Origin of the sequence: Aureibacillus halotolerans (assembly GCF_004363045.1) — a bacterium.
Taxonomy (GTDB): domain Bacteria; phylum Bacillota; class Bacilli; order Bacillales; family DSM-28697; genus Aureibacillus; species Aureibacillus halotolerans.
Genome location: NZ_SNYJ01000013.1, coordinates 64,766 through 90,461, shown reverse-complemented (window position 1 = coordinate 90,461; position 25,696 = coordinate 64,766). Strand labels below are relative to the sequence as shown.

Genomic DNA, 25,696 nt, shown 5'->3' with positions numbered 1-25,696 from the left:
AAGATATGAGAGGTTCTCTTTATAAATGAAAAGAAGGGACGTGTATGAGCGTCCCCTTTCTCGTCAGATGAACCTTACCTCTCCAAAAGTTGCGCCAAGTGCTGCTTTACCTTTGGCCACTCCGACTCAATAATGCTAAAGTACACAGAATCGCGGATGTAGCCGTCAGGAAGGATACGATGGTTCCGTCTTGTTCCCTCTTTTAGTGCGCCTAATCGCTCTAGTGCCTTTTGAGATTGGCCATTACGAGCATCCGTTTTGAACTCGACACGAATGGTCGATAACGTTTCAAAGCAATAGCGTAGCAGCAAGTATTTGCATTCGGTATTAACACGTGAACGCCATACGCCCGGGTGATGCCACGTCCAACCGATTTCGAGTCCGCGATTTGCCTCAGAAATAGCTAGAAAGCGTGTACTGCCAACAATGGTGTTGGTCTCAAGGTCAACGATTGTAAAAGGAAATTCCGTGCCTTCTTCTTTCGCGGTAAGTGCCTTATCAACCAACGTTTTCATAGCATCAACGGTTGCTATTTTCATTGGCATATAGGCCCATATACGCTCATCATTCCCTGCTTCGAAAAGACCTTCAACATGTTCGATCTTCATTGGTTCAATTGCGACTCTTTTTCCTTTTAATATGGGGGGCTGGATGTTCACTGTGTGTTCGCCTCTTTCGTCGTTTTGATCGCATGACAGGCTAGGTATCGACTCAAATTAATGATATTTTATCATATTTTCGTCAATATTTGGATTTATTCCCAGAACGGTATTGACTTGAATAGTTAATAATTCGGAGAGCTCCCATTTTAAAAATATGCTTTGTACTGAGTGATTTTTTCGTGTTATATGATAGGTATTTCACGCATAATTCATAAAAATGATACAATGGGATCAACATGAATACAACGTCGGATCAGCGGTTTTTAAAACGAAGGAAGGATGGGAAAGCGTGAATTTTTGGAAGATTTTTGTGTCCATCATGGTTGCGCTTGCTAGTCAATGGGCCTTAGCTACGGCAGGAATTTTAAATCTCGAGACGCTACTGCTTGATTTTATTCGTTTTGTAGTCATTTTTTCTGTTGTTTATGGCATTCTTGATGTCCCGAACCTGAAAAGTAAATTACAGACACAACGATAAAAGACAAACAAAAAGAGGGTAGCGCACAATAAACTGGCGCCCCTCTTTTTTACTTTCATACGTTCATTCCTTTGGCATCGGGCCAATATACTCCGCTGCCGGTCGAATGATCTTATTGTTTTCATTTTGCTCAAACACATGAGCGCTCCATCCGGCCATCCGTGCCGCAGAAAAGGTTGGTGTAAAAAGAGCCGATGGAAACTGCAAGGCTTTGAGAATGGCTGCGGCGTAAAACTCGACGTTTGCGTAAAGCTGACGACCGGGCTTGTATTCAGCGAGCAGGTCAACGGCAATCTTTTCTACATGGTTGGCCAGATCGAACCAAGGGTCACGGCCTTTAAGCTCTAACGTAATTTGCTTTAGTGCTTGCCCGCGCGGATCGACGGTTTTGTACACGCGATGTCCAAACCCCATAAGTTTTTCACCAGCTTCAATTTTTCCACGTAAGACGGTTTCCGCATTTTCTTCGCTCCCGATTTCTTCAAGCAAGTCGATGACACCTGAAGGCGCCCCTCCATGCAATGGGCCTTTCATCGCACCAATGGCTCCAGTTAAGGCAGAAGCGAGATCGGATTGCGTTGAAGCAATCACACGTCCTGTAAAGGTGGATGCGTTTAATCCGTGCTCTGCTGTTAAAATCATATACGCGTTCAAGGCAGCAACGTGCGCTTCTGATGGAACGTTGCCTTCAAGCATATGCAAAAAGCGAGCGACGTGAGAGAGGCTTAGGTCAGGTGCAATCGGATCAAGCCCTTGTAACCGTCTGTATCTGCGAGCAACAATCGTCGTTGCGGCCGAGGTCAAACGGAGCGCTTGTGATTTGGATGCTGGCCATGAGTAGGTTTCTTCCCCCATGGCTGATACCGCGGTACGCAATGTCTCCATCATGCCATAGCTTTCGGGCAGCTGATCAATGAGGTTTTCGACATGAGAAGGCAGTGTGGCCGCTTGCGCCCATTCCTCATAAAATGCGACTCGTTCTTCTTCTGACGGGAGCTGTCCGTACCAAAGCAAGTAGGCCACATCCTCATAACGTTCATGTCTGGCAAGGTCAGCGGCAAAATGACCTCGATAGACAAGTACGCCGTTTTTTCCGTCCACTAAGCTCACATTCGTTTCTGCTGCGACTACGTCTGCTAACCCATTCACAATTGCCATAACTATTCATTCCTCTCCAATTTCAACATTATTTTTATTGTAGCAAGTGGGATTGATTACGTATAATAAAGTATTATGTATAAATCGATAGCATATTGTAATCAGAGGTGAACGTGATGCAAACCAATTGGCTCCATACATTTGTTGTTGCCGCAGCGCATGAGCATTTTCATCGAGCGGCAGAGGTCCTTTTCATTTCCCAGCCTACCGTAACAGGTCATATTCGCCAGTTGGAGACTTCCTTAGGCTGTGAATTGTTTTCAAAGCGGGGGCGAGGTATTTATTTGACTGAAGAGGGGCGCCTCTTTTTGCCTAAAGCGAAAGACATGCTTGCTCTGCTTGATGATGGCGTTCAAGAGCTGCGCAATTACAAGGAAGGCTATGAGGAAACCTTCACGATTGCGGTAAGCCCGGTCGTTGCCGATACGCGACTAGCTCCTTGGCTGCGCGAGTATCGACGGCGTGTTTCTCAACGAGTTCGCTTTAATGTGCTTGTTCGTGAATCAGAAATTATTGGACAGCTCGTCGCAGAAGGTGCGGCAGACCTTGGATTAAGTCGCATGGCTGCTTTACAACAGCAAGTAGAAAATTTGCCGCTCTATACGGAGGCGGTGCGCTGCATTGCGCCTCATGACGGTGGCGATGCCGAGTCCAGCCCACCGGTTACACTGGCCGATTGTGTCCAAACAATGCCGCTGCTCACAGGAAATCACCCCGAATATTGGACGCCTTTGCTTGAAATGCTCCACCACCGCTTTACGGGTTTGCAGATGATGGAGGTCTCACAAATTCACATAACAAAGCGTTTCGTTGAAGAAGGTCTAGGGTTTTCGTTTTTGCCCTCGTCAGCCGTACGGCGTGAGCTCCTTGAAGGTCGTGTGCTAGACATTCCCACAAAGGAGCTGCCCTCCTTCAAGACAACAACGTACGCCGTTTTCAGACAAAACGACACGCGTTCAAAGCAGCTAGGAGACTATTTTCACAGCCTAGGTTGATAAAATGTAAAAGGTATTTGACAAAAAGGCATTTGATGCTATTCTAAATGTAAAAGGTATTTGACAAAATGTGAAGGGGGCAACCTGTGGATAACCAAATTCGTACTTTGCGAAAACAAAAGGGTTTGTCCCAGGACGAGCTTGCAAAGCGCTGTGACGTCTCACGTCAGACGATCAATGCCATTGAAAACAATAAGTACGATCCAAGCTTACATCTTGCCTTTCAGCTCGCATTTGTCCTAGAGGTGAGGGTGGAAGACGTGTTTAAGTTCACTCCAGGGGAGGAGCAACAATGAAAAAGATAGCTGTCTACGGTTCGGCAATTGTGTGTATCTTAAGTGTAGGTTTTGCTGTGGTGGAAGGGCTGAAAACGGGGCAGGTTCAAGGTGGCGCCATTTTCTTAGGCTGTGTGGCACTAATGTACCTATTCAATTCCCTCGTATGGGGGACTCCTGAAGGGAAATCAGAAGCAGACAAGGATGAAAGGGAAAAGCATATTACGCTCGTGAGCTCGAAAATCAGCTATTTTGTTTTATTGGGTGTAATGCTAATCGTTTTAATAGCAACTGAAGGAGTAGCGGAGCTAAATGACGTTAAAAATATTCCGTTGCTCATCGTGATGTGTGCGGCGCTATTCATTTTTCCTGCGACTCAATTGATCGTAGCAAAACGGTACCAGTAACTCGATAAATTTCACCTGATGGATCGCGAAATATAAGACACATATGGATACATAAACAAAACTCCCGTCCAACAGTGGCGGGAGTTTTACGTAATTTAAGTATTGGATGTGATTGAAAAAGAAGAAGGGGATAAAAGTGCCCGGAAACGCAATGAAAGTGCCCGGAAATCACGATGGTGTGCCCGGAAAAGCGGACAAAGTGCCCGAAAAAGGAGGCTTCGTGCCCGAACCAGGGTCGAGTGCCCGAAAAAGCAATGAAAGTGCCCGGAAATCACGATGAGGTGTCCGATAAAGTGGATAGAGTGCCCGGAAAAAGAAGTTTCGTGCCCGGTCACTCGAAACCTTCTACAACAAATTTCGCATGGGTTCGTTGTAGCCAAGCTCGGTGGAAATCGTGTGTGCATAGCCGTGAGCTAGGCGAGAAAAAGCTTCGATTCGTTCAGGTGTAAAGCGAGTGGTTGCGCCTGAAATAGAGAGACTCGCAAGTACATTGTGCTGTGCATCCATGATGGGTGCGGAAATGGAGGAGGTGCCGACTTCTCGCCCATCGATACTTTCCGCAACGCCATTTTGACGGATACGTTCAAGCTCTTCTACTAGTGGTTGGCGGGCGAACGACGCCACCTTTTCATGAACGATGGATGTGATAAAGGATTCTGATTGATAGGCCAAAATGGCTTTGCCAGCAGCTCCATCCCATAAAGGGAGCTTTGTTCCGACTTTTACCCACAAGCGGATCTCGTTTTGTCCTTCAAAGCGTTCAAGGCACATGCGCTCCACTCCGTCCAATACGTACAAATGAATGGTTTCTTTAGTGAGGTTGCGTAGCTCTTCCATCCATGGTTTAGCGGCTTCTCTCAACGTCAAAGATTCACCAGCTGCGACCCCCATGACATACATTTCCTTACTTAAGCAGTACATGCTGTGACTTTCTTGATAATAAAGCAATTGCTTTTTTAGAAGCATTGCTACGGTATGTTGAACGTCTTTTTCGTTTAATCCAGTTTTTTGTGCAATGCTCTGCACCGTATGTTCAAAGTCATTTGGCTCAAATGCTCGCAAAACGGTAATTACAGCGTCAATTGAGGCCTCATGCAAAAAATTGTTCATGTCATGCCAAATCCTTTCTTGTTTCTCGCTTCAAGGAGGTTGTCCTCTGAAGGTATGTTCTTGAGGGAAACGATATACTTTTCCTTTTTTTCGGTATTCTAAAACCTTCTCCTAAAACATTCATTCGTAGCTTTGAGGATTGTAAGTATCTAATCAGGGGAATATATAACTAGAAAATTTTATCGGTTGACGAATTTGTATATACAAATTATCATATCTATAGAAAACGTATACACAAATTTTATAAATCGATCACATATCCTTAGGAGGTTGTGTTCATGTTTAAAAAGTTATTTGGTCAAAAATCTACATCTGATAAGGTCGTTTCACCAATGTCAGGACAGGTTGTCGGGCTAGAGGAAGTGCCAGATCCTACATTCTCTGAAAAGATGATGGGGGATGGGGTCGCCATCAAGCCAGACAGCGGAGAAGTTGTATCGCCAGTGGATGGTGAAATTTTGCAATTGTTCCCAACAAAGCACGCCATTGGTATTCAATCTGTTTCAGGTATTGAATACTTGATACACATTGGGCTAGAAACCGTTGCTCTTGAAGGCGAAGGGTTTGAGGCGCACGTGAAGCAAGGCGATAAAGTATCCGCTGGGGATTTGCTGATTACCGTCGATCTTGACATTGTTGCACAAAAAGCCAATTCAACCATTACGCCAATTGTGATTACAAATGAAGTGTCTTCGCTTGATAAGAAGCTTGGCCAAACGGCAAGCAAAGGCGAAACAGAAATTATGTACGTAGAAAAATAGGCATACGAACGCTAGGTAAGCGTTTTTAAAAAAGAGGGGGTCAAGGACATGGCAAAGATTAACGAGTCGAACGTCATGGATATTGTTGAAGGTGTCGGGGGAAAAGACAATATCTCAGCGGCGACACATTGTGTAACACGCTTACGTTTTGCCTTAAAGGATGAAAGCAAAGTAGATAAGGAGAAGCTCGAGGCGAATCCGCTCGTAAAAGGGGCTTTTTCTGCCAATGGACAGTACCAGGTCGTCATCGGCGCAGGCACTGTTGATAAAGTGTACCAAAAGATGACAGAAGTTGCGGGGATTGGTGAGTCGTCAAAGCAAGATGTGAAGGACGCTGCCGCAGACCAGCAAAATTGGCTAAAACGCTTAATTAAAACGCTTGCGGATATTTTTATCCCAATCGTGCCCGTCATCGTTATGGCCGGTTTGCTGCTTGGGATTAACAATATGTTAACAGGGAACGATATTTTCTTTGACGGCTCGAATATCGTCACAGAATACCCTCAATGGGCCGGTATTGCCGATATGATTAATGTTATCGCCAACACGGCGTTTACATTTTTGCCCGCATTGATTGGTTGGTCGGCTATGACTCGCTTTGGTGGAAGCCCACTGCTAGGGGTCGTGCTTGGTCTAATTCTTGTCCATCCAAGCCTATTAAGCGCTTGGGCGTATGCCAGTACGCCTGCTGATGAGATTCCTGTTTGGGACATTTTTGGTATGGATGTTCAAAAGTTAGGCTATCAGGGGCAAGTTTTGCCGATGCTTTTTGCCTCTTACATTTTGGCAAAGTTAGAAGCGCTGTTAAAGCGGGTCATTCCAGACTCCATACAGCTGCTCGTCGTCGTACCGGTTTCTCTCCTCGTTGTAGGCTTCCTGTCCTTTGTGTTTATCGGACCGGTCGCATTCACGCTTGGCGGTTATATTACGGACGGGTTTACATGGTTGTTTGACAACTATGCCGTTGTTGCTGGTTTGTTGTACGGCGCATTATATGCACCACTTGTGATGACAGGAATGCACCATACGTTCCTCGCTGTTGATTTACAGTTGTCTGCAGCAGGAGGCACACCGTTGTGGCCAATTCTAGCACTTTCTAACGTCGCGCAAGGGGCAGCAGCCATTGCCATTATTTTCGTGACAACAAATAAAAATTTAAAGTCTTTGTCTGGAACATCGGCGCTTTCGGCTTTCCTTGGTGTCACTGAACCAGCAATGTTCGGGATTAATCTCCGCTTTATGTATCCGTTTATTATGGCGCTTGTCGGCTCTTCCATTGCAGGCATGTTTATAGCCGTGAACGGTGTTGTTGCATCAAGTGTCGGAGTTGGTGGTATCCCGGCCTTCTTCTCGATTCCGCAAAATTTCTGGGCGATCTATGCGATTGCGATGGCGATCTGTCTCATCGTTCCATTTATACTGACCTTCTTATACGGTCGGATTGCAACAAGATTTACAAAGTCAAAAGCATAATATCTTCTGTGTGGGTGTAATGGACAATATGTCCGAACCCACACTTTTTTCTATAAACCACTAAGAGATTGGGCAAAGGATGTGGCAGCATGATTGAACCATGGTGGAAACGGGCAACCGTCTATCAAATTTATCCGAAGAGCTTTAAAGACACGACCGGGAATGGCCTTGGGGATTTGCAAGGCATTATTCAGAAGCTGGACTACCTAAAGGAACTGGGCATTGATATGATTTGGCTGACGCCAATTTATGCCTCTCCACAAAATGATAACGGCTATGATATTTCTAATTACGAGGAAATTTTTTCGGACTACGGCACGATGGCTGATTTTGAGCAGCTATTGGAGGAGACCCATGGCCGTGGCATGAAGCTGATGATGGATATCGTTATTAATCATACGTCAACTGCACACGATTGGTTTCGGCAGTCTCGGTCGTCTGTAGACAACCCGTATCGCTCCTATTACATTTGGAAGGACACGCCAGAGGACGAGCTGCCGAACAATTGGCAGTCCAAATTTGGTGGATCAGCTTGGGCCTATGATTCTGAAACGAAGGCGCATTATCTGCACCTCTTTGATGTTTCGCAAGCAGATTTGAATTGGGAAAACAGCGTGATGCGTGCTGAGGTCTATGAAATGATGAGACGTTGGCTGGACAAAGGCGTGGACGGCTTTCGCTTGGATGTCATTAACTTGATATCCAAAAACCAAACTTTCCCGTCGGATGACAAGGGAGATGGCAGGCGTTTTTACACCGATGGACCACGTATCCACGAATATCTGCATGAAATGAATCAAGCTGTGTTTAAGCCATACAACGCGATAACCGTTGGTGAGATGTCGTCAACAAATGTCGAGGATTGCGTTCAATATACACATCCTTCCTCTGAAGAATTGGATATGGTGTTTAATTTTCATCATTTAAAGGTTGATTATAAGGATGGGGAAAAGTGGACCAATTATCCGTTCGACTTGGTTGAGTTGAAGCGTATTCTCTCGCACTGGCAAACGCATATGCATGAAGGCGGTGGCTGGAATGCGTTATTTTGGTGCAACCATGACCAGCCAAGAGTCGTCTCACGGTACGGGGATGATGGAGAGTATCGTGACACTGCTGCAAAGATGCTCGCCACGACCATTCATCTTTTGAAAGGGACCCCTTATGTGTATCAGGGTGAGGAATTTGGCATGACCAACCCGGGCTTCACGTCCATCACGCAGTACCGAGATGTAGAAACGAAAAACGCCTATAACTCCCTGAAGGAGAAAGGTGTGTCAGAAGAAGACATCATGGCCATCCTCGCGCAAAAATCGCGGGATAATGCACGAACACCGATGCAGTGGAATGAGGATGCAAATGCTGGCTTTACTGAGGGAGAACCTTGGATTCCGATGGCGAAAAACGCCGACAGCATTCATGCCAAGGCAGCACTTGAGAAACCAACGTCAGTGTTTTATCATTATCAAAAGCTGATAAAGTTGCGAAAGACCGATGATCTTATTACAGAGGGACGTTTTCATTTGGTCGACGCCGCCCATCCCGATGTGTTTGCGTATGTACGCGAGCATGGTCAGCGACGTTGGCTTATTGTCAGCAATTTTCGTGCCAAACCACTCACTTTCCAAACATCGTTCACGGACGTCGATGCACGGATTGTCGTATCTACACATGAGGATTCGGCGACTGCGATTGAAAGCATTGCGTTACGTCCATATGAATCCATCGTCTATGAGCTTTCATAATTGAGGAGATGCGAATGAACATTAGCCAGACGATTTATCAGGACATCGCTAGTCAAATTAAAGAAGGGCAATGGTCTCCAGGGGAGCGCCTTGCGACAGAACATGATCTTTCTGCGACCTACGCGACCTCAAGAAGCACCGTCCACAAAGCGTTGGATCGCCTGTCACAAGACGGCTATATTCAAAAAGTCCAAGGCAAAGGATCCATCGTACTGGATGTTCATCGCTTAGACGTACCGATGTCCGGACTCGTCAGTTTTAAAGAGCTCGTGTCCAGCCTGCCCCCGTCACAACGACCCGTTACCCGAGTCCATGAGTTAACGTTGATTGAACCGCCAGCTTGGCTGATGGAAAAGTTAGCGTGCGGAGCTGAGGAGCTTGTGTGGAAACTTGTGAGAACAAGAACATTTGACAATGAAGCCGTCATTCTGGACACTGACTTTATTCGGCAATCGTTTGTACCTACACTCACAAAATCCATTGCAGAAGACTCCGTGTTTGCTTATTTTGAGCAGCAGCTGGGGCTTTCGATTGCCTTCTCACAAAGAGAAATGGTTGCTGAAGAAACGACAGCTGAGGACGAATCCTTCCTTGATATGCATGGAGCGTCCCATCTTGTGGTTGTCCGTTCGACGGTCTATGTAAAGGATGCAGTCCCGCTCCAGTACACAGAATCCCGACATCGCCTCGATCGCTTTCGCTTTGTTGATTTCGCACGCCGAACGAATGGGTAAGAAAAAGGAGACCGTTCATGAAAAAACCTTGCGCCGCTTCAAGAACAGTGAAAACGAATCGCATTTTTCCCATAGATACGAATAGCCACGGCACAATGTTTGGCGGAAAATTGTTGAGTTATATGGATGAGATTGCCTCCATTTCGGCGTCTCGACATAGCCGTGCCAACGTCGTCACCGCTTCGATGGATTCTGTGGATTTTTTGACACCAATTCGCTTGGATGAAGCCGTCACGCTCGAATCGTATGTGACCTGGGTAGGCACCTCCTCTATGGAAGTGTTTGTGAAGGTCATCGCTGAAGATTTGAGCACAGGCAAAAGGCGACTGGCGAACACAGCGTTTTTGACCTTCGTGGCTTTTGATAATGATGGCCAAAAGCAAGCGGTGCCAGGCGTTTTGCCAGAAAGCGAAGAAGAACGAATGCTGCATAAAACAGCTGAAGAGAGAGCATCAAGACGTGTCGAACGGAGAAAACAAAGCAAGTTGCTTGCCGACGCCGTGTCGATGGAAACCCCGTCATGATGAATTCACAGTAAAGCGCGGAGTTGCTTTGCCGGCAATGAGCACCTGAGAAGGCAAAGCAACAAAGAAAGCGATCGTTACTAAAAGTCCCCGCAATCAGGCGCATTGAAAACGCTTGTCTTTCGAGGCGCAAAGTCTTGGGAGGAGCGGAGTTGCCATACGGGCAATGAGCACCGGAGAAGGCAAAGCAACGAAGAAAACGATCGTTACTAAAAGTCCCCGCAATCAGGCGCATTGAAAACGCTTGTCTTTCGAGGCGCGAAGGCTTGGGAGGCGCGGAGTTGCCATAAGGGCAATGAGCACCGGACAAGGCAAAGCAACGAAGAAAGCGAGCGTTTCTCAAAAGCCTGAAGCATAAAACGTTCATCTCCTGCATAATAGTAAAAAACAGGACGAGACAAGCATGCACTAAAGGAGATGGGCTTTTGAACCAACCAATTAATACATTTGCTTTCGGAAGTGCGTGTTGCCTCATAGTGAGCTTTTTATTAGCCATGAGAGCAATTCTTTATTTGGAAACCGATACCTTATTAAGCGTTTGTTTGTTTACCCTCGCGGCTGTCCAATTTTGGCTAGGACGAGCACTTTTTCTATACGATCGAAACAATGAATCGAAACGAAACAACATGAATAAGAAGGATTTATCCACAAGCTGAGGTTTGTGGATTTTTTCTATGCTTTTTTACAAAAAAGGCTGTGATTAAACGAATGAGCGAGCAGTTGCCAGGTCATGCTATGAAAAAGGAGTTGGATGACATGACCAATGATGGTAAAGAGCTGCTTCCGCAAAATATACAATCATTATGGCAAGAGCATGCTGTGGAAAAGTCGTTTCCAGTTTTGGAGGACCGAGTGTCCGCGGATGTCGTTGTCGTGGGGGGCGGTCTGACGGGGTTAACAACAGCTTATTTGCTGGCAAAGGAAGGCAAGGAGGTTGTCCTCCTTGAGGCAGGTAATCTCATGACCGGAACGAGTGGGCATACTACTGCTAAGGTTTCCGTGCAGCATGATGTGATATACGATGAATTTCTCCAACGTTTTGGTCTTGAAAAAACGAAGGCTTATTATAAAGCAAACGATGAAGCGTTTCGTTGGATGAAGGGAATGGTAGAGCAGCACCAGATTGACTGTGATTGGGAGGAGCAACCGTCCTACTTGTACACAACACAGGATCTTTCGGTAGATAAGCTTGAACGCGAAGCCCGGGCGTATGAGCAGTTACACATTCCTGGCGGGGTGTATGAAGGGCAGCTTCCTGAATACTTAAACGCACAAAAGGCGATTGTCGTCCCTAGTCAAGCGCAGTTCCATCCTGTAAGGTACGCGCGTTTTTTATTGTCAGAGTGTGAACGTTTGGGCGTACGTTTATTCGAGCATTCCCCTGCCATAAAGGTGAATTTCGGGACGCTTCCAGTGGTGCATTGCCGCAATGGCGCTGAAGCACAGGGGGATCATGTGTTGATTTGTACACATTTCCCGTTTGTTGATACGCATGGCTTTTATTTTGCCCGCATGCATGTAAGTCGATCGTACGTTCTTGCTGTGGAAAGTGATGTGGATAAACCGGATGGCATGTTTTTAGAAATCGATCCTCCGCAGCATTCCCTTCGTACGGCTAAAGCAGAGGATGGCACACCATTGCTTCTTGTTGGGGGAGAGGGACACAAAACCGGACAAGGCATCAATACGCATAAGCCATATGAGCATTTGCTTTCGTATGCGTCACGCGCCTTTGGTGTTAAAAGCGTCCACTATCGCTGGTCAGCACAAGATTTAGTGACAAACGACAAGCTGCCTTTCATCGGTCCAATGACGGAGCAACATAGAAATGTACTCGTCGCTACAGGCTTTCGAAAATGGGGGATGACGACAAGTGCAGCGGCAGCTCACATCCTCGCTCGCTATGTTGAAGGCAAAGAAGAAGAATCTATGTTTTCGCCAGCGCGCTTTGGATCGATGAAGCAGCTCATTCGAGACAATATGGATGTGGCCAAGCACCTTGTGCGTGGGAAGTTTGGACTCTTGCAGAAGCATGTTGACGATATCAAACCTGGCGAAGGCGATGTTGTTTTGCATCAAGGCGAACGTGTTGGGATATATCGTGAGCCAGAAGGAAAAGTGCATGCTGTTGACACAACCTGCACGCATGTGGGGTGTGAAGTCAATTGGAATGCCAGCGACTTAGCATGGGAATGCCCTTGCCACGGTTCACGATTTGACATTGATGGTCTTGTCCTTAATGGACCTGCAGAAAAGCCGCTCCGAGTGATTGATGTCGACGAACGTATCGAATAATCTGAGGTTGTGATTGGGATCTTGCACAATGGGACTTTTCGAAGCATCAAATGTGATTTATACTTAAGGTGACGAACATTTTCGGTAACTGGCGATGAACGTGGAGGCCACCACGAGGGAGCCGGAAAACAAACGCTTTGCATAAAATCGCATGCCGTTCGCCTGGGCATCCGCGACCTGCTTTTGATCCCATAAGGAGGTTTTACGATGAGTGACCCATTGTTGCTTGACGGTCGAATTGTTTCTCAGGCTATGAGAGACGAGGTAAAAGAACGTACGGATGAACTGAAACGTCAAGGACACGACACGTGCTTGGCAACGATTTTGGTAGGAGACGACCCTTCCTCTGCAACGTATGTGAAAATGAAGGGGAAAGCATGCGAAAAGGTTGGCATTGAGTCCAAAGCCGTTGTACTGCCAGCGGATACAACGCAAGACACATTGATGCAAACGATTAAAGAGTTGAATGAAGATCCAAAAGTGAATGGCATCCTGCTTCAGCACCCGATTCCTTCCCATTTGGATGAGCGGGCGGCGTTTGAAGCCATTCACCCAGATAAAGATGTTGATGGTGTCACAAGTGCGTCATTTGGTCGGACGGGCCTTGATTTTGGACGCTTTCCATCCTGTACTCCAGGCGCCATTATTTCCATTCTTGATTATTTTAATATCGAGCTTGAAGGCAAAGATGTGGTCGTTGTTGGACGAAGCCCTATTCTCGGAAAACCCGTATCATTGCTACTGCTGAACCGCAATGCGACTGTGACGATTTGTCACTCTAAGACCCAGGCGCTGGCAGAGAAAGTGTCGCGCGCTGACATTGTCGTTGCAGCTGTTGGGAAACCCGAATTTGTTAAAGGCGATTGGATTAAAGAGGGGGCCATCATTGTTGACGCAGGATACAACCCTGGAAATGTCGGTGATGTCGAATACGACGCCTGTTATAAAAAAGCGAGTGCTATCACCCCAGTCCCTGGTGGCGTTGGTCCCGTCACGATAGCCACCTTATTAAAGCAAACCGTCGAGTCTGCAGAGAAGTCAGCAGGTCTCCTCGTCTAAGAAATAAGCAAAAACACGGAAGAGCCTCTACTAAAAGGTCTTTCGTGTTTTTTTGTCTATCTCGCTAGCATGATCAAAGCGAGAATGCATGAAATTCAAATCTTTTAAATTTGTTTGAACGATAATGAAAAACGGTCTATTAGGTGTTCAGTACATACTAGCCCAAAATAAGCGGGGGTGAACAAAAAGTTAACTGGTACAAATGGACGATTTCTTCGCGAGCTCTTAAAATCTATTGTTCATCTGCCGATATAAGAAAGAGAGAAGACTGACATAAAGGTGATGAAAAATGGATAAAGCGTCACTCGTTGGAATTGTGCTTGGCTTGGTGGCTGTTCTAGTGGGCATGTTTATGAAAGGTGTAAGCTTGGATGTGCTGATTAATCCTGCGGCGGTTTTAATCATTATAGTAGGAACAGCAGCCGCTGTTTGCATCGCATTCCCGACGAATGAAATAAAAAAGGTGCCGAAATTATTTGGTATCTTGTTTAAGGAACAGCAAATCATGTCTCCTGCCGAGGTGATTGCCCTGTTTTCTTCATGGACGGAAACCGCACGGAAGGAAGGGTTGCTGCTCCTTGAAGGGAGAATGCAAGAATTAAATGATACATTCCTTAAAAACGGCATGCAAATGGCGATTGATGGGAAAAACTCTGATTACATTCGTGATGTTCTGTCAGAAGAAGTTGACGCGATGGAAGAAAGACATTTAGGGAATGCTCAAATCTTCAGTCAGGCTGGTATGTATGCCCCGACCTTAGGTGTCTTAGGTGCAGTTATCGGATTGATTTCAGCGCTTGGCAATATGAGCGACATCGATAAGCTCGGTGCAGCGATTTCGGCAGCTTTTGTGGCAACACTTATGGGGATTTTTAGCGGTTATGTCCTTTGGCATCCCTTTGCCAACAAGCTTAAACAGAAGTCAAAACAAGAAATTCGCGTGAAGCAAATGATGATTGAAGGCATTCTGTCTCTGCTTGAAGGAGAATCGCCGAAAGCGTTAGAGCAAAAGCTGTCCTCTTACCTTTCCGAGAAGGAACGCACAACGGTAGAAAAAGCTGGAAAAGGAGCGCTGCAAAATGACGCAGCGTAGGAAAAAAAAGCATAAAGAGGAACATATCGACGAGTCCTGGCTCATTCCTTATGCCGATTTGATGACCTTACTGCTCGCTCTGTTTATTGTCTTGTTTTCCACAAGTAGTGTCGATGCTGAAAAATTCAGAGCGATGTCCGGCGTTTTTAGTGAACTTTTCACTGGGGGAACAGGAGTGATGGATTTTCCGTCTGACGCGCCGACGCGCGGCACTACAATGGATGTGAAAAACCTAGGCACTACTGCTGAAGGAGAAGACGAGGATGACAGTGCGCTTACAGAGCGTGAGCTTAAAGAGCTAGAGGAAATTCAAGAAAAAATTGATAGCTATATTGCTTCGAATCAGCTGGAAGAAACCTTTGAAACGTCACTAAGTGATGAAGGGCTATTGATTCTTATTCGAGACAGTATCTTATTCCGTTCTGGTCGTGCAGATGTTCGTTCAGAGTACGAGCCCATCGCCAATGAGCTTTCAGATCTGCTTGTAATGGATCCGCCGCGTCAAATTATCATCAGCGGACATACGGATAACGTTCCAATACGTACCGCAAGATTTGATTCAAACTGGGAGCTCAGTGTGATGAGATCTGTGAACTTTATGAAACTGCTTATGAAAAACGATGCTCTGTTGCCGCAGTGGTTTAGTGCAAAAGGGTTTGGAGAATATCGTCCCGTTGCCTCTAATGAAACGCCAGAAGGACGAGAAAAAAACAGACGTGTCGAAATTTTAATTTTGCCGCGTACGGCCGATACGACGTCTTCAACTCCATAAAGAATAAAAGCCTCTTCACCCACACATATGGGTCAAGAGGCTATTTTTATTTCAATGACAATAATGATTTACATAATGACAATTATAATGTACATTATGTATATGATGATTAACATGATGTGTACACATACGCCGTAGCGATTCAGTTGTATTGAATACTCCTCGGTCGCTCATCCTGCTATCGATCTTCGTGAGGTTGAAGTGCTCATTAAACAGGATGGAAATTGTCATAGTAGTGTAGGATTGGTGCCATTATGCGCAGAAAGTTACGAAAGGATGTGAAGGTATGCTGAAAAATAGAGTGCGTGAAATGCGTGCCCGGTATTCGTTCACTCAATCCGATTTAGCGAAAGCGATTGGGGCCACACGTCAAACGGTAGGAATGATCGAAAAGGGAGATTATGCTCCATCTGTAGCTCTCGCTCTAAAAATATCGCAAGTGTTTAATGAAAAACTAGAGGATGTTTTTTGGCTGGAGGAGGAAAAAGATGCTTGAAAAAATAATACGTTCACCGTTCACAGCTGCTTTGTTTTTATTCATCGTAACGTCTATGATCTATGGGGCACTTGAACATGAAGATGAATCTCGAAAATATGTATGGCTCGGGCTAGGAGCTCTTGTCATTTTCTTTATCCTTATCCTAATCCACAACAAGCGTCATCCCAAGCGTCGAATACGCTTTGTATCCTTCACTCCATATGAGCTTCATGATGAAGATGAAGGGCAGCGTTGGGTGATTAATAAAGCTTGTCGGAAAGTGTATATGTTTTACTATTTTGCAGTTCCCTTTTCGATGATTGCCCTGACCTTCTTCCCTTTGTTTCCACTTGTCCCACTCGCACTCTTTTTTATTCTTGGTGTTACACAGTATACGATTTTTTGGTGGGACACTAGGCATTATTACAAACAATAAATGAATGAATGGAGATGTACTTATGGCTTTTTTTATTGCTTATTTGCTCGTCTTTGTTTTTGCAGCAACACCTTTCTTTGAAGTTATTGCAGTTATTCCGATTGGTGCACTTGCAGGATTAAATGTCATTGTTGTTGCTGTCGTTGCTTTGCTTGGAAACTTACTAACAGTGCTCCTCGTGATTTTTTTGGCAGAACGGCTAAAAAAGTGGAACGAAGACCGTCGACGTCGTAAAGGCATTGATGTTGACGCCCCTTCTAAAAAGCGTGAGCGTGCGGAACGTCTGTGGACGAAATATGGGATTGTAGGGGTTAGCCTACTTGGACCACTAATTATCGGTAGTCACCTTGCGGCTTTGACGGCAATGACATTTAGCAATAACAAAACAAAAGTGACGGCATGGATGACGGGAAGCCTGGTGCTATGGTGTGTTGCGATGGGTGTACTGTCCTTTTACGGAGTGGATTTAATCCAAGAAAATACTGGCAACAACGGTTTCCTCTATGAAATGCTTCGGGTAGACGAATAAGATGACGCACTCAAAGCCAATACAACAAGCTGATCGAATTCAATCTCTCGATGTCATTCGAGGTTTTGCCTTAATAGGCATCCTTTTATCCAATATGTCAGGATTTAAGTCCTTAGTGTTCCATGATCTATCTCTTCCAACTTGGTCGCCACATCCTTTGGATGCCTTTGGTCAGCTTGTGCTTGAATTGTTTGTGACGGCAAAGTTTTATCCGCTGTTTTCGATATTGTTTGGGATTGGTTTTTACCTCTTCTATTCTAGGCTTTCAGAGCGAAATCTCAATGGCAAGGCGCTATTCAAAAGAAGAATGGCAACCTTGCTTTGCATTGGGCTTGTCCACCTCATCTTCATTTGGTCGGGGGACATTTTACATACTTACGCGATTGCAGGGTTTATCCTGCTCCTCTTTCGAAGGAAATCTTCTGAACAGCTTCTGCGCTGGGGGATTTTGCTAATTATATTCACTGGGGTCGGGACAGCATTACTAGGTGTTGCTGCTGCCTATGCAAATACTGACGTAGGCAGTGGAAGTCTTTTGCCTATTATGCAACTGTTTCAAACGGGGAGCTACGGAGAAATTCTTTCCTTTCGTTGGCAATCAGAGGCCGTATTACTCCTATTTAGTCTTCCTTTTACTTTGCCAAACGTTTTGGGATTATTTCTAATCGGTATGGCTTTTGGGAAAATGAATGCATTCAAAAACGTAGAGAAGTACAAGACGATGTGGCGTCGCCTGGCAATTCATGGCGGCTGGATTGGTCTGTTCTTTTCGCTTCTTTTTGTAAGTTTGCGTCATGACTGGTTGCCGATCCCTGCTCATTTAGGTTATGCACTTAGTGACGCTGTAAACTTAATTGGTGGGCCGATCTTAACTGTGTCATATATCGCAGTATTCGTCCTACTTTTGCAAAAAGAGGGTTGGCAGCGCAGAGTGACGGCGTTATCTGCATTAGGACGAATGGCGTTGACGAACTACCTTGCTCAATCGCTCATTTGTGTGTTCATGTTCTATGGGTTTGGCTTCGGGCTTTTCGGACAGGTAAGTGTTGTTCAAGGAATGCTCATCGCCGTTGTTATTATCCTTGTACAAATGCTGCTCAGTAGTTTGTGGCTCAGACATGCAGAGCAAGGGCCAGTCGAATGGATATGGAGAAAACTCATTTACGGCAAAAAATCACTTTAATGCTTTTAAGCTTTTGTCTGTTAAAGAAATAGAGCGAAATCGGTTGATGTATACAAAGAAATATGTGATAGTTAAAGAAAACTTGCAATGTCTGGGAGGAAAATGATTGATGGCACACGTTCCTGATTTAGAAGCGCGCTCACCGTGGTCGGAAATTAGTCAATACAAAGCAGTCACCATTCATCAGCATAAAGAACCAATGAACGGTAGCATTACAATTCCAGGAAGCAAGAGCTTTACAAATCGGGCGCTCATTCTCGCTGCGTTTGCTGAAGGAACCAGCCGTTTAGACGGGGTACTTCGTAGTGACGATTCGTATTTTTGCCTCGAGGCGTTGAAATCGATTGGTGTTGCGATTGAAATCGATGGGGAGTCTGTTGTCGTTCACGGCATTGGTGGACAACGTCTTAACCAAAGTGCGGAGCTGTATATTGGAGCTGCAGGTACAACCGCACGCTTTCTACCAGGGCTCCTTAGCGCGCATACAGATGTGCCACAAACCGTCCGTGCAAGTCGTCGGATGAGCGAACGGCCAGTGAAGCCATTGTTTGATGTACTCGAACAATGGGGACAAGCAGTGACCTACGAGCAAACCCCTGGAGTGTATCCTGTGAAACTTGAGGCGGCAGAATTTCTCGGTGGAGAAGGAACCATTTCTGGAAAACAGTCAAGCCAGTTTATTAGCGGTCTGTTAATGGCTGCTCCAGCAGCAAAGAACGGTGTCGTCCTCAACGTCACAGACGGTATCGTGCAGCACGCTTACGTGAAAATCACTATCGATATTATGAAAGAACACGGTGTAAACGTAACATACAACGACGATTTTAATCGCTTTGAAGTGGCGCCACAAGTGTACCAGCCGAAAGACTACTCACTGGAGGCAGACGCTTCCACAGCCTGCTACTTTTTCGCCCTCGCCGCCCTTCATGGTGGCACAGTTGAAGTGACCAACATGAATTTAGACACGAACCAGCCAGACATTGGCGTTCTAGAAATCCTGGAAACCTTCGGATGTACCGTTGAAACGTCCGGGTCAACCGTCAAAGTAACAGGTCCAGAACAGCTAAAGGGCGGACGTACCATTTCTATGAAAGAAATGTCCGATCAGGCGCTGACGATCGCTGCCCTCGTTCCTTTTTGCGACGGCCCCATCACCATTACCGATGTAGAGCACATCCGTCACCATGAAAGTGACCGAATTCAAGCCATGACCGAGTCTTTAACACAACTTGGCATCGACATCACCGAGCATCAAGACGGCTGGACAATTCATCCCGGACAACCAAAAGCAGGTGAAAGCCTTTCCTCCTACGATGACCACAGAATCGCCATGTCCCTCGCCCTCATCGGCACGAAAATCGAACAACTCACAATAGAAGACCCAGGCAGCGTATCCAAAACCTGCCCAACCTTCTTCGACATGCTAGAACAATTTAATGTAAGGGTAAGTAGAAAAGCGTAGCGCCGTACGTTCAGAAGCGGAGGTCAGAACATCATCGGGCTGTGAAATGGTTCTTCACATTTCACAAGCTCGAGGATTTCTGCGCCGCAGCTTCTACGGCGCGAAGCTGGCCAAGAAAAGCGTAGGCGAGCGCGTTTTGAAGCGCAGAGTAGAACATCACGGGTCGAAGAAATGGTTCTCCACATTTCTCTCGAACCGGAATTTCTACCTCGCAGCTTCAGGAAGCGGGTAGTACATAAAGTGAAAAGCGTATTCCTATCGCAGTTTCAAGAAGAAATAAACGCTTTGTAGCGCACTAGAGGAATAAATAGGTACTCGTATTTAGCAGTATCAATACACTGTATGTCGCCTTTTTTCAAAGGCGGTCTATATGGAAAGGATTACATGTGCATGGGGATCACGATAAAAGAGCTAGCAAAGCTTTGCAATGTCTCTCCGGGGACTGTGGACCGAGCGTTAAACAACCGCTATGGTATTAGTGGCAAGACGAAGGAACGCATCCTAAAAGTGGCTAAGGAGCATCATTATCGTCCAGACGCTAGGGCACAAAGCCTTGTGCGTGGGAAAACGATGACATTGGGCATTGTGCTTTTTGATTTGTATAATCGCTCGTTTGCCCAAATGATGAATGCGATTGAGAAAGAGGCTCGAAAAGACGGCTATCATGTTAACCTCGTTCTGACGGACAAGTCGCCTGAAGATGAGAAAAAGTGTATTGAACAATTGATAAGTCAAAAGGTCGATGGGATTGTTTTGTTTTCCGTAAATAAAGGCGAGGGATTCGCTGATTACTTAGCTTCGTTGTCAACACCCATTGTGACGCTAAGCAATTACATTGCCGATTCGCTTGATTTTGTAGGTATACGTGACCGCGTGGCGATGAAAGAGGCGGTGGACAGCGCCGTTCAGCTTGGTTATGAGAAGATTATCTATATTTGCCCGCCCTTGCGGTTTTATAAGCACTCAAACATCTACACACAAACAGAGCGCTATGAGGGTTGTCTGGAAAGCTTGCGAGCAGCCAATTTGCTTGAAGCTCATCAGTTAATTACGGATCCAGATTATCTTACTGCCCTAGATCCACTTTCCTTTGAAGAGAAACGAACTGCCATCGTTTGTTCTTGTGACTATTACGCGCTTGAAATCTTAAAAAGGTTCAAGGAAACAAATCTTATTGTTGGGCAGGATGTGGGCCTTGTAGGGTTTGATAATATTGATACGTTGCAGTATGTAGAGCCTGCTTTAAACACTGTGTCTTTTGACCTTGAAGGGATGGGTTCTGAAGCGATTCGTCTGCTTTTAAACCGTATTGAAACGGATCGTGCGCCAATCAAGAAACTGTTGTCCCACCAGCTCATACGTGGAGCCTCTCTTTAAGACAAATTATGAAAAAATTAAAACTGCATTGACTTTTTAGTAGCTTCACCTTACACTATTCGTGTACGTACACGGAAAAAACATATTTTCAGGAGGGAACTTATGGCGGATCGTTTGAAGGCGACAATTATTGCAGATCAGAGGTATACGATTGGCGAAGTTGATAAGCGTTTATACGGATCTTTTGTTGAACATCTTGGTCGCGCAGTGTATGAAGGGATCTATGAACCAGATCACCCAGAAGCAGATGAGGATGGCTTCCGTAAAGATGTCCTCGCGTTAGTCAAAGAGTTAGATGTCCCGCTTGTGCGTTATCCTGGAGGAAATTTTGTATCCGGTTACAATTGGGAGGATGGCGTCGGTCCAGTGGAAGATCGTCCGAAGCGACTTGATCTTGCCTGGCACACCCTCGAACCAAACCTAATCGGCACAAATGAATTTGCGCATTGGGCCAAAAAAGCTGGCACTGAAGTGAACATGGCTGTAAACCTTGGTACAAGAGGATCGGATGCAGCAAGAAATTTAGTTGAATATTGTAACCATCCTGGTGGCACATACTATAGCGATCTACGTAAATCGCACGGATATGCAGAACCACACAAGTTCAAAACATGGTGTCTCGGCAACGAAATGGATGGACCGTGGCAGATGGAGGCCAAAACGGCAGAAGAATATGGTCGTAAGGCAACGGAAGCAGCGAAGTTAATGAAACTCGTAGATCCATCGATCGAGCTTGTGGCTTGTGGAAGCTCAAACCGAAATATGCCAACATTTGCTCAATGGGAAGCAACCGTCCTTGAGCATACGTACGATCATGTCGAATATATCTCACTCCATACATACTATGGGAATAGGAACAACGACCTTGGAAACTACTTGGCTCGCAGCCTTGATATGGACGATTTTATTGAGTCGGTCGTCGCAACGGCAGATTATGTGAAAGCAAAAAAACGCAGCAAAAAGAAAATGATGCTTTCTTTTGATGAATGGAATGTCTGGTATCATTCCAACGCCTCTGACCTCGAAATTCCACATTGGGGCGTCGCACCACCCCGCTTAGAGGATCGCTACACGTTTGAAGATGCTTTGCTTGTCGGCAGCATGCTTATTAGTCTAATGAAGCATGCAGATCGTGTGAAAATCGCCTGCCTTGCTCAGCTCGTAAACGTGATTGCCCCTATTATGACTGAAAAAGGTGGCAAGGCGTGGAAGCAGACAATTTTCTATCCTTATCAGCATGCTTCCGTTTATGGTCGCGGGCAAGCGCTACATTTGCTAGTCGATTCACCGAAATATGATAGCAAAGATTTCACGGATATTCCTTATCTTGATACAACGGCGGTCTGGAATGAAGAAAATGAAGAAATTACAATTTTCGCTGTCAATCGTCATCAAGAGCAGACGTTAGAGTTAAGCGGTGACATACGTAGCTTCGAAGGCTACAAGGTGCAAGAACACATCGTGCTCGAGAACAATGACCTGAAGGCAGTGAACACAGTCAATAAAACACCAGTCGTTCCCAAAAACAATGGCAAGGCATCCGCTGAAAATGGCACATTGTCAGCGCCATTGTCGCCGTTATCTTGGAATGTCATTCGCCTAAAAAAAGCGTAATCATATAAAAGACCTTGAAGAGACTAGACCGACCAGAAAAATAGGTCGGTTTTTTTGTGCGGACTCGAAAGTAGACAGAATTCCTCAGCCGTAGTATATTTAGTTTAGTACTAAACTTAAAAGATGAAAGAGGTAGTGAAGTGAGTGATTCTAGGTCACCTAATAGACTTAGCTTGTTGTGTTGGTTCCGACTCTCAAGAGTTTACAATCAAAATATCCGTGAAACGAATCAGCATTTGCTTCGTTGGAAGATGACGGCGACACAATTTGACATGCTTGCCCAAATAGGCGCTCATGAACCTATTTCTCAGCAGAAGCTTGCTGAAAAGCTATTCGTCACGAAAGGAAATGTGGCACAACAAATTCGAAAGCTTGAAGACCTTGGCTGGATTGTTCGGACGAGCATTGGAAAAACGAAATCAATAACACTCACCGCCCAAGGCAAATCACTTTTTCAGGATGTTGTGCCGAAACAGGAAACATTCCAGGAAGAGCAGTTTGCAAATCTAACACGAGATGAGCAAAAACAGCTCGTCCGACTTTTGAAAAAAATACAATCCTAACTCAATGGAGGCATACACATGCAAATTAAAGGGATTCATCATGTATCAGCAATGACAGCGAATGCACGTTTGAATGTCGATTTTTATACAAAGGTATTAGGCATGCGCTTAATTAAAAAGACCGTCAACCAGGACGATACGAGCATGTATCATCTGTTTTATGGGGATCGCGTCGGCAACCCAGGAACCGAACTTACCTTTTTTGAAATCCCAAATGCGGCCGCCAACCACAACGGCAACCGTAGTATTTCGGAAATTCAACTTCGTGTCCCTGACGATGCGTCGATTGATTTTTGGATAGAACGTTTAAACGCTCATGACGTTGTTCATAGCGATGTTGTCGACATTGTAGGTCGAAAAACGCTGCCATTTCAAGATCCTGAAGGGCAACGCCTTGCCTTTGTTTCAGATGAAACGAACAAAGGCATCAAAGGGGGAGAGCCATGGGAGAAGAGCCCGATTTCAGCGTCGCAATTCATTCGTGGTCTCGGACCGGTCAAACTGACGGTTCCGAAAGCAGAAGTCACTGGCATGGTGCTTGCGGACATACTCGGTTTTACGAAGGTAGGCACGCGTCCCGCTGAACAGGAGGGTCAGCCTGAAATAGAGATTTATTCCGTAGGTGAAGGAGGCACTGGGGCAGAGGTTCATCTAGAGGAGCGGACTGATTTGCCGCCAGAGCGCCTTGGTCGAGGTGGAGTGCATCACGTCGCATTCCGAGTGGAGGATAAAGAGGAGCTCATGGAGTGGGTTGAAAAGATGAAGGCACTTCGAATTCCTACATCAGGTTTTGTAGAACGTTATTACTTCAAATCCTTGTATTTCCGTGAACCCAATGGCATTTTGTTTGAATTGGCGACAGACGGTCCAGGGTTTGCGACAGATGAAGACGAAGCCCATCTTGGCGAAAGCCTTGCCTTGCCACCATTTTTAGAGCCGAAACGACAAACAATTGAGGCCACCATCAAACCACTTGATACAGGAGGAGAGAGATGAAGCATCTCTTTGTAACTGCCGAACAAGACGGTCAGCCGACGTTGCTTCTATTGCATGGAACAGGTGGAAATGAACAGGACTTACTTTCACTTGGCAAGCATCTCCTTCCAGGTGCCGGACTGCTCAGTGTTCGTGGCCAGGAGGAGGAAAATGGGATGCCCCGTTTTTTCAGACGGTCTGCTCCCGGTGTGTTTGACTTGGACAATTTAACTCAGCGAACCGATGAATTGCTGACCTTTTTAGATGAAGCGAGCAAAACGTACAGCTTTGATCGCTCAAGGGTCGTAGCAGTTGGCTATTCTAACGGAGCCAACATTGCAGGAAGCATGTTTTATCAGCAAAGTGAAGCACTTGCCGGCGCTGTCCTCTTTCATCCCATGGTTCCACGACGTGACAAGAGGCCTAATAAACTTCCTGACGTACCAGTTTGGATCGGTGCGGGGGAGAATGATCCAATGTGTCCTCCAGAGGAAACGAAGGATTTGCAGCAGATCCTCTTAGATGCAGGAGCGAAAACGGAAGTGTTTTGGTCGACACAAGGACATCAATTAAGTGCTGGAGAGGCAGAGGCTGCTAAAAGCTGGCTAGCAGATCAAAGCATATAGACGTTTGCACGACCCGGAAAAAGGGGTATACCATAAATAAATGAGGTTTGAAAAAGGAGCATTTTATGTCACTATTTCAAAAGCTACTCCGTGTTCTTAAAAAACCAAGCGTTCAACGAGCGATACGACGCAAGGTCATTCCAATGGCGAAACGAGAGTATCAGAAACGTAAAGGCCGGAGCGCAAGATAGAACTCACCAAAAGACCCAACAACGAAGGTCAATCAGCCGAGTTGTTGGGTTTTTTTTTACGTTTTTTCATACGCCCTTGCCGATGAATGCTTGTCAGCGACGTACGTTTTTTATACTGAAAAAGGCGAGCAAAGAGTTGCGCCGGAGAATCAGTTATTTTCCTGTTGTAGCGCTCGGCACTTTCATTGTAAATAGACGCTGAATGATCTACGCGTTCTTCTAGAGAGCGAAATTTCTCAACGATTGACTCTGTTTCATCTGTTTCAAGCAGTGATAGCTGGTGGAGTATTTTTTGCACTTGGGCATCGGCATTGATACGTTCCTGTGTGTTCCCAGAGACAAGCTGATCTTGAAAGGTGGACAATTCATTGTACAAAGGCTCTTCCTCAGGACGTATATAACGTCTAAGTCCAGGTAGTGCATCGTGACGTTGACGAAGTAAGGTTTCTACATCACTTTTGCTCCGTTGCATCGCTTGGCGCAAACGAAGCAATGTATTGTAGTGCGCAATATAAAACAAGGCAAAGAGCATAAGGATAAGCCCAATAATAGAACTAATCGTTGAAATCATTTTGTAGGTTCCTCCTATAAGGAAAGCTGACTATGTTAACCTTAACAAATCCATAGGCATTATGCATTGTTTGGCTTATGAAATGTCACAAAGTGTTTTTGTAATAAGTGCAGGGAATGGAAAAAGAAGGTTGACGTTTCAAATGAAAGG

29 protein-coding genes and 1 riboswitch are annotated in these 25,696 nt (G+C 45.6%); of the genes, 25 read left to right on the top strand and 4 right to left on the bottom strand.

The window, feature by feature from the left end; all coding sequences use genetic code 11:
- Nucleotides 1-74: 74 nt before the first annotated feature.
- Entirely contained in the window at nucleotides 75-659 is a 585-nt protein-coding gene (locus EV213_RS14650) for a GNAT family N-acetyltransferase (protein ID WP_424923060.1), read from the bottom strand.
- A gap of 292 nt (nucleotides 660-951) precedes the next feature.
- Between EV213_RS14650 and EV213_RS14645 the strand changes: the two genes are divergently transcribed.
- On the top strand, nucleotides 952-1,140 hold the full coding sequence (locus EV213_RS14645; RefSeq protein ID WP_133581301.1) for a hypothetical protein: 189 nt from the start codon (nucleotides 952-954) through the stop codon (nucleotides 1,138-1,140).
- Nucleotides 1,141-1,203: 63 nt separating this feature from the next.
- On the opposite strand, the gene EV213_RS14640 is transcribed toward EV213_RS14645, so the two are convergent.
- Entirely contained in the window at nucleotides 1,204-2,298 is a 1,095-nt protein-coding gene (locus EV213_RS14640; RefSeq protein ID WP_133581300.1) for a citrate synthase/methylcitrate synthase, read from the bottom strand.
- Nucleotides 2,299-2,414: 116 nt separating this feature from the next.
- On the opposite strand from EV213_RS14640, the gene EV213_RS14635 reads away from it, so the two are divergent.
- The 3 genes from EV213_RS14635 (at nucleotide 2,415) to EV213_RS14625 (ending at nucleotide 3,975) form a co-directional block, all read left to right on the top strand.
- Entirely contained in the window at nucleotides 2,415-3,293 is an 879-nt protein-coding gene (locus EV213_RS14635) for a LysR family transcriptional regulator (RefSeq protein WP_133581299.1), read from the top strand.
- A gap of 86 nt (nucleotides 3,294-3,379) precedes the next feature.
- Nucleotides 3,380-3,589 (top strand): helix-turn-helix transcriptional regulator, encoded by a 210-nt coding sequence (locus EV213_RS14630; RefSeq protein ID WP_133581298.1) that lies wholly within the window; start codon nucleotides 3,380-3,382, stop codon nucleotides 3,587-3,589.
- On the top strand, nucleotides 3,586-3,975 hold the full coding sequence (locus EV213_RS14625) for a hypothetical protein (RefSeq protein WP_133581297.1): 390 nt from the start codon (nucleotides 3,586-3,588) through the stop codon (nucleotides 3,973-3,975). Before EV213_RS14630 ends, EV213_RS14625 begins: the two co-directional genes overlap by 4 nt.
- 345 nt (nucleotides 3,976-4,320) lie before the next feature.
- Here EV213_RS14625 and EV213_RS14620 read toward each other — a convergent pair whose 3' ends face one another.
- A complete protein-coding gene (locus EV213_RS14620; RefSeq protein WP_133581296.1) occupies nucleotides 4,321-5,085 on the bottom strand; it encodes an IclR family transcriptional regulator in 765 nt (254 codons plus the stop codon).
- A gap of 278 nt (nucleotides 5,086-5,363) precedes the next feature.
- On the opposite strand from EV213_RS14620, the gene EV213_RS14615 reads away from it, so the two are divergent.
- The 21 genes from EV213_RS14615 (at nucleotide 5,364) to EV213_RS21225 (ending at nucleotide 24,975) form a co-directional block, all read left to right on the top strand.
- Entirely contained in the window at nucleotides 5,364-5,846 is a 483-nt protein-coding gene (locus tag EV213_RS14615; protein ID WP_133581295.1) for a PTS sugar transporter subunit IIA, read from the top strand.
- Between the two features lie 48 nt (nucleotides 5,847-5,894).
- Nucleotides 5,895-7,319: a PTS system trehalose-specific EIIBC component gene (gene treP, locus EV213_RS14610; protein ID WP_133581294.1), complete on the top strand. Its 1,425-nt coding sequence runs from the start codon at nucleotides 5,895-5,897 to the stop codon at nucleotides 7,317-7,319.
- Between the two features lie 89 nt (nucleotides 7,320-7,408).
- Nucleotides 7,409-9,064: an alpha,alpha-phosphotrehalase gene (gene treC / locus EV213_RS14605; protein ID WP_133581293.1), complete on the top strand. Its 1,656-nt coding sequence runs from the start codon at nucleotides 7,409-7,411 to the stop codon at nucleotides 9,062-9,064.
- 8 nt (nucleotides 9,065-9,072) lie between these two features.
- Entirely contained in the window at nucleotides 9,073-9,798 is a 726-nt protein-coding gene (gene treR, locus EV213_RS14600) for a trehalose operon repressor (protein WP_133581292.1), read from the top strand.
- 17 nt (nucleotides 9,799-9,815) lie between these two features.
- Nucleotides 9,816-10,322: an acyl-CoA thioesterase gene (locus tag EV213_RS14595; protein ID WP_133581291.1), complete on the top strand. Its 507-nt coding sequence runs from the start codon at nucleotides 9,816-9,818 to the stop codon at nucleotides 10,320-10,322.
- A 425-nt stretch (nucleotides 10,323-10,747) separates the two neighbouring features.
- Complete coding sequence (locus EV213_RS14590; RefSeq protein ID WP_133581290.1) at nucleotides 10,748-10,978, top strand: hypothetical protein; 231 nt, start codon at nucleotides 10,748-10,750, stop codon at nucleotides 10,976-10,978.
- 100 nt (nucleotides 10,979-11,078) lie between these two features.
- On the top strand, nucleotides 11,079-12,617 hold the full coding sequence (locus EV213_RS14585; protein WP_133581289.1) for an FAD-dependent oxidoreductase: 1,539 nt from the start codon (nucleotides 11,079-11,081) through the stop codon (nucleotides 12,615-12,617).
- 74 nt (nucleotides 12,618-12,691) lie between these two features.
- Nucleotides 12,692-12,792, top strand: a riboswitch (ZMP/ZTP riboswitch).
- A 32-nt stretch (nucleotides 12,793-12,824) separates the two neighbouring features.
- Nucleotides 12,825-13,676: a bifunctional 5,10-methylenetetrahydrofolate dehydrogenase/5,10-methenyltetrahydrofolate cyclohydrolase gene (locus EV213_RS14580; protein WP_133581288.1), complete on the top strand. Its 852-nt coding sequence runs from the start codon at nucleotides 12,825-12,827 to the stop codon at nucleotides 13,674-13,676.
- Nucleotides 13,677-13,965: 289 nt separating this feature from the next.
- Nucleotides 13,966-14,769 carry a flagellar motor stator protein MotA gene (motA, locus tag EV213_RS14575; protein WP_133581287.1) on the top strand — a complete coding sequence of 268 codons (804 nt, stop codon included), beginning with the start codon at nucleotides 13,966-13,968 and terminating at the stop codon, nucleotides 14,767-14,769.
- Entirely contained in the window at nucleotides 14,756-15,541 is a 786-nt protein-coding gene (motB, locus tag EV213_RS14570; protein ID WP_133581286.1) for a flagellar motor protein MotB, read from the top strand. The genes motA and motB overlap by 14 nt, the downstream gene beginning before the upstream one ends.
- A gap of 286 nt (nucleotides 15,542-15,827) precedes the next feature.
- The gene (locus EV213_RS14565; RefSeq protein ID WP_133581285.1) at nucleotides 15,828-16,037 is read left to right on the top strand and encodes a helix-turn-helix transcriptional regulator; all 210 of its coding nucleotides are present in this window, start codon (nucleotides 15,828-15,830) and stop codon (nucleotides 16,035-16,037) included.
- On the top strand, nucleotides 16,030-16,455 hold the full coding sequence (locus EV213_RS14560) for a hypothetical protein (protein ID WP_133581284.1): 426 nt from the start codon (nucleotides 16,030-16,032) through the stop codon (nucleotides 16,453-16,455). The genes EV213_RS14565 and EV213_RS14560 overlap by 8 nt, the downstream gene beginning before the upstream one ends.
- 22 nt (nucleotides 16,456-16,477) lie before the next feature.
- Entirely contained in the window at nucleotides 16,478-16,984 is a 507-nt protein-coding gene (locus EV213_RS14555; RefSeq protein WP_166639335.1) for a small multi-drug export protein, read from the top strand.
- Nucleotide 16,985: 1 nt separating this feature from the next.
- Nucleotides 16,986-18,167, top strand: a complete 1,182-nt coding sequence (locus EV213_RS14550) for a DUF418 domain-containing protein (RefSeq protein ID WP_133581282.1) — start codon at nucleotides 16,986-16,988, stop codon at nucleotides 18,165-18,167.
- Nucleotides 18,168-18,276: 109 nt separating this feature from the next.
- Entirely contained in the window at nucleotides 18,277-19,629 is a 1,353-nt protein-coding gene (aroA, locus tag EV213_RS14545; RefSeq protein ID WP_208112765.1) for a 3-phosphoshikimate 1-carboxyvinyltransferase, read from the top strand.
- A gap of 390 nt (nucleotides 19,630-20,019) precedes the next feature.
- Nucleotides 20,020-21,006 (top strand): LacI family DNA-binding transcriptional regulator, encoded by a 987-nt coding sequence (locus EV213_RS14540; RefSeq protein ID WP_166639334.1) that lies wholly within the window; start codon nucleotides 20,020-20,022, stop codon nucleotides 21,004-21,006.
- Between the two features lie 102 nt (nucleotides 21,007-21,108).
- Entirely contained in the window at nucleotides 21,109-22,620 is a 1,512-nt protein-coding gene (gene arfA / locus EV213_RS14535) for an arabinosylfuranosidase ArfA (RefSeq protein WP_133581279.1), read from the top strand.
- A gap of 140 nt (nucleotides 22,621-22,760) precedes the next feature.
- Entirely contained in the window at nucleotides 22,761-23,183 is a 423-nt protein-coding gene (locus EV213_RS14530; protein WP_133581278.1) for a MarR family winged helix-turn-helix transcriptional regulator, read from the top strand.
- Between the two features lie 18 nt (nucleotides 23,184-23,201).
- The gene (locus tag EV213_RS14525) at nucleotides 23,202-24,179 is read left to right on the top strand and encodes a ring-cleaving dioxygenase (protein ID WP_133581277.1); all 978 of its coding nucleotides are present in this window, start codon (nucleotides 23,202-23,204) and stop codon (nucleotides 24,177-24,179) included.
- On the top strand, nucleotides 24,176-24,784 hold the full coding sequence (locus EV213_RS14520) for an alpha/beta hydrolase (RefSeq protein ID WP_133581276.1): 609 nt from the start codon (nucleotides 24,176-24,178) through the stop codon (nucleotides 24,782-24,784). Before EV213_RS14525 ends, EV213_RS14520 begins: the two co-directional genes overlap by 4 nt.
- A gap of 65 nt (nucleotides 24,785-24,849) precedes the next feature.
- Complete coding sequence (locus EV213_RS21225; protein WP_279512767.1) at nucleotides 24,850-24,975, top strand: hypothetical protein; 126 nt, start codon at nucleotides 24,850-24,852, stop codon at nucleotides 24,973-24,975.
- 28 nt (nucleotides 24,976-25,003) lie between these two features.
- Here EV213_RS21225 and EV213_RS14515 read toward each other — a convergent pair whose 3' ends face one another.
- Nucleotides 25,004-25,546 (bottom strand): LemA family protein, encoded by a 543-nt coding sequence (locus tag EV213_RS14515; protein ID WP_133581275.1) that lies wholly within the window; start codon nucleotides 25,544-25,546, stop codon nucleotides 25,004-25,006.
- Between the last annotated feature and the right edge of the window lie 150 nt (nucleotides 25,547-25,696).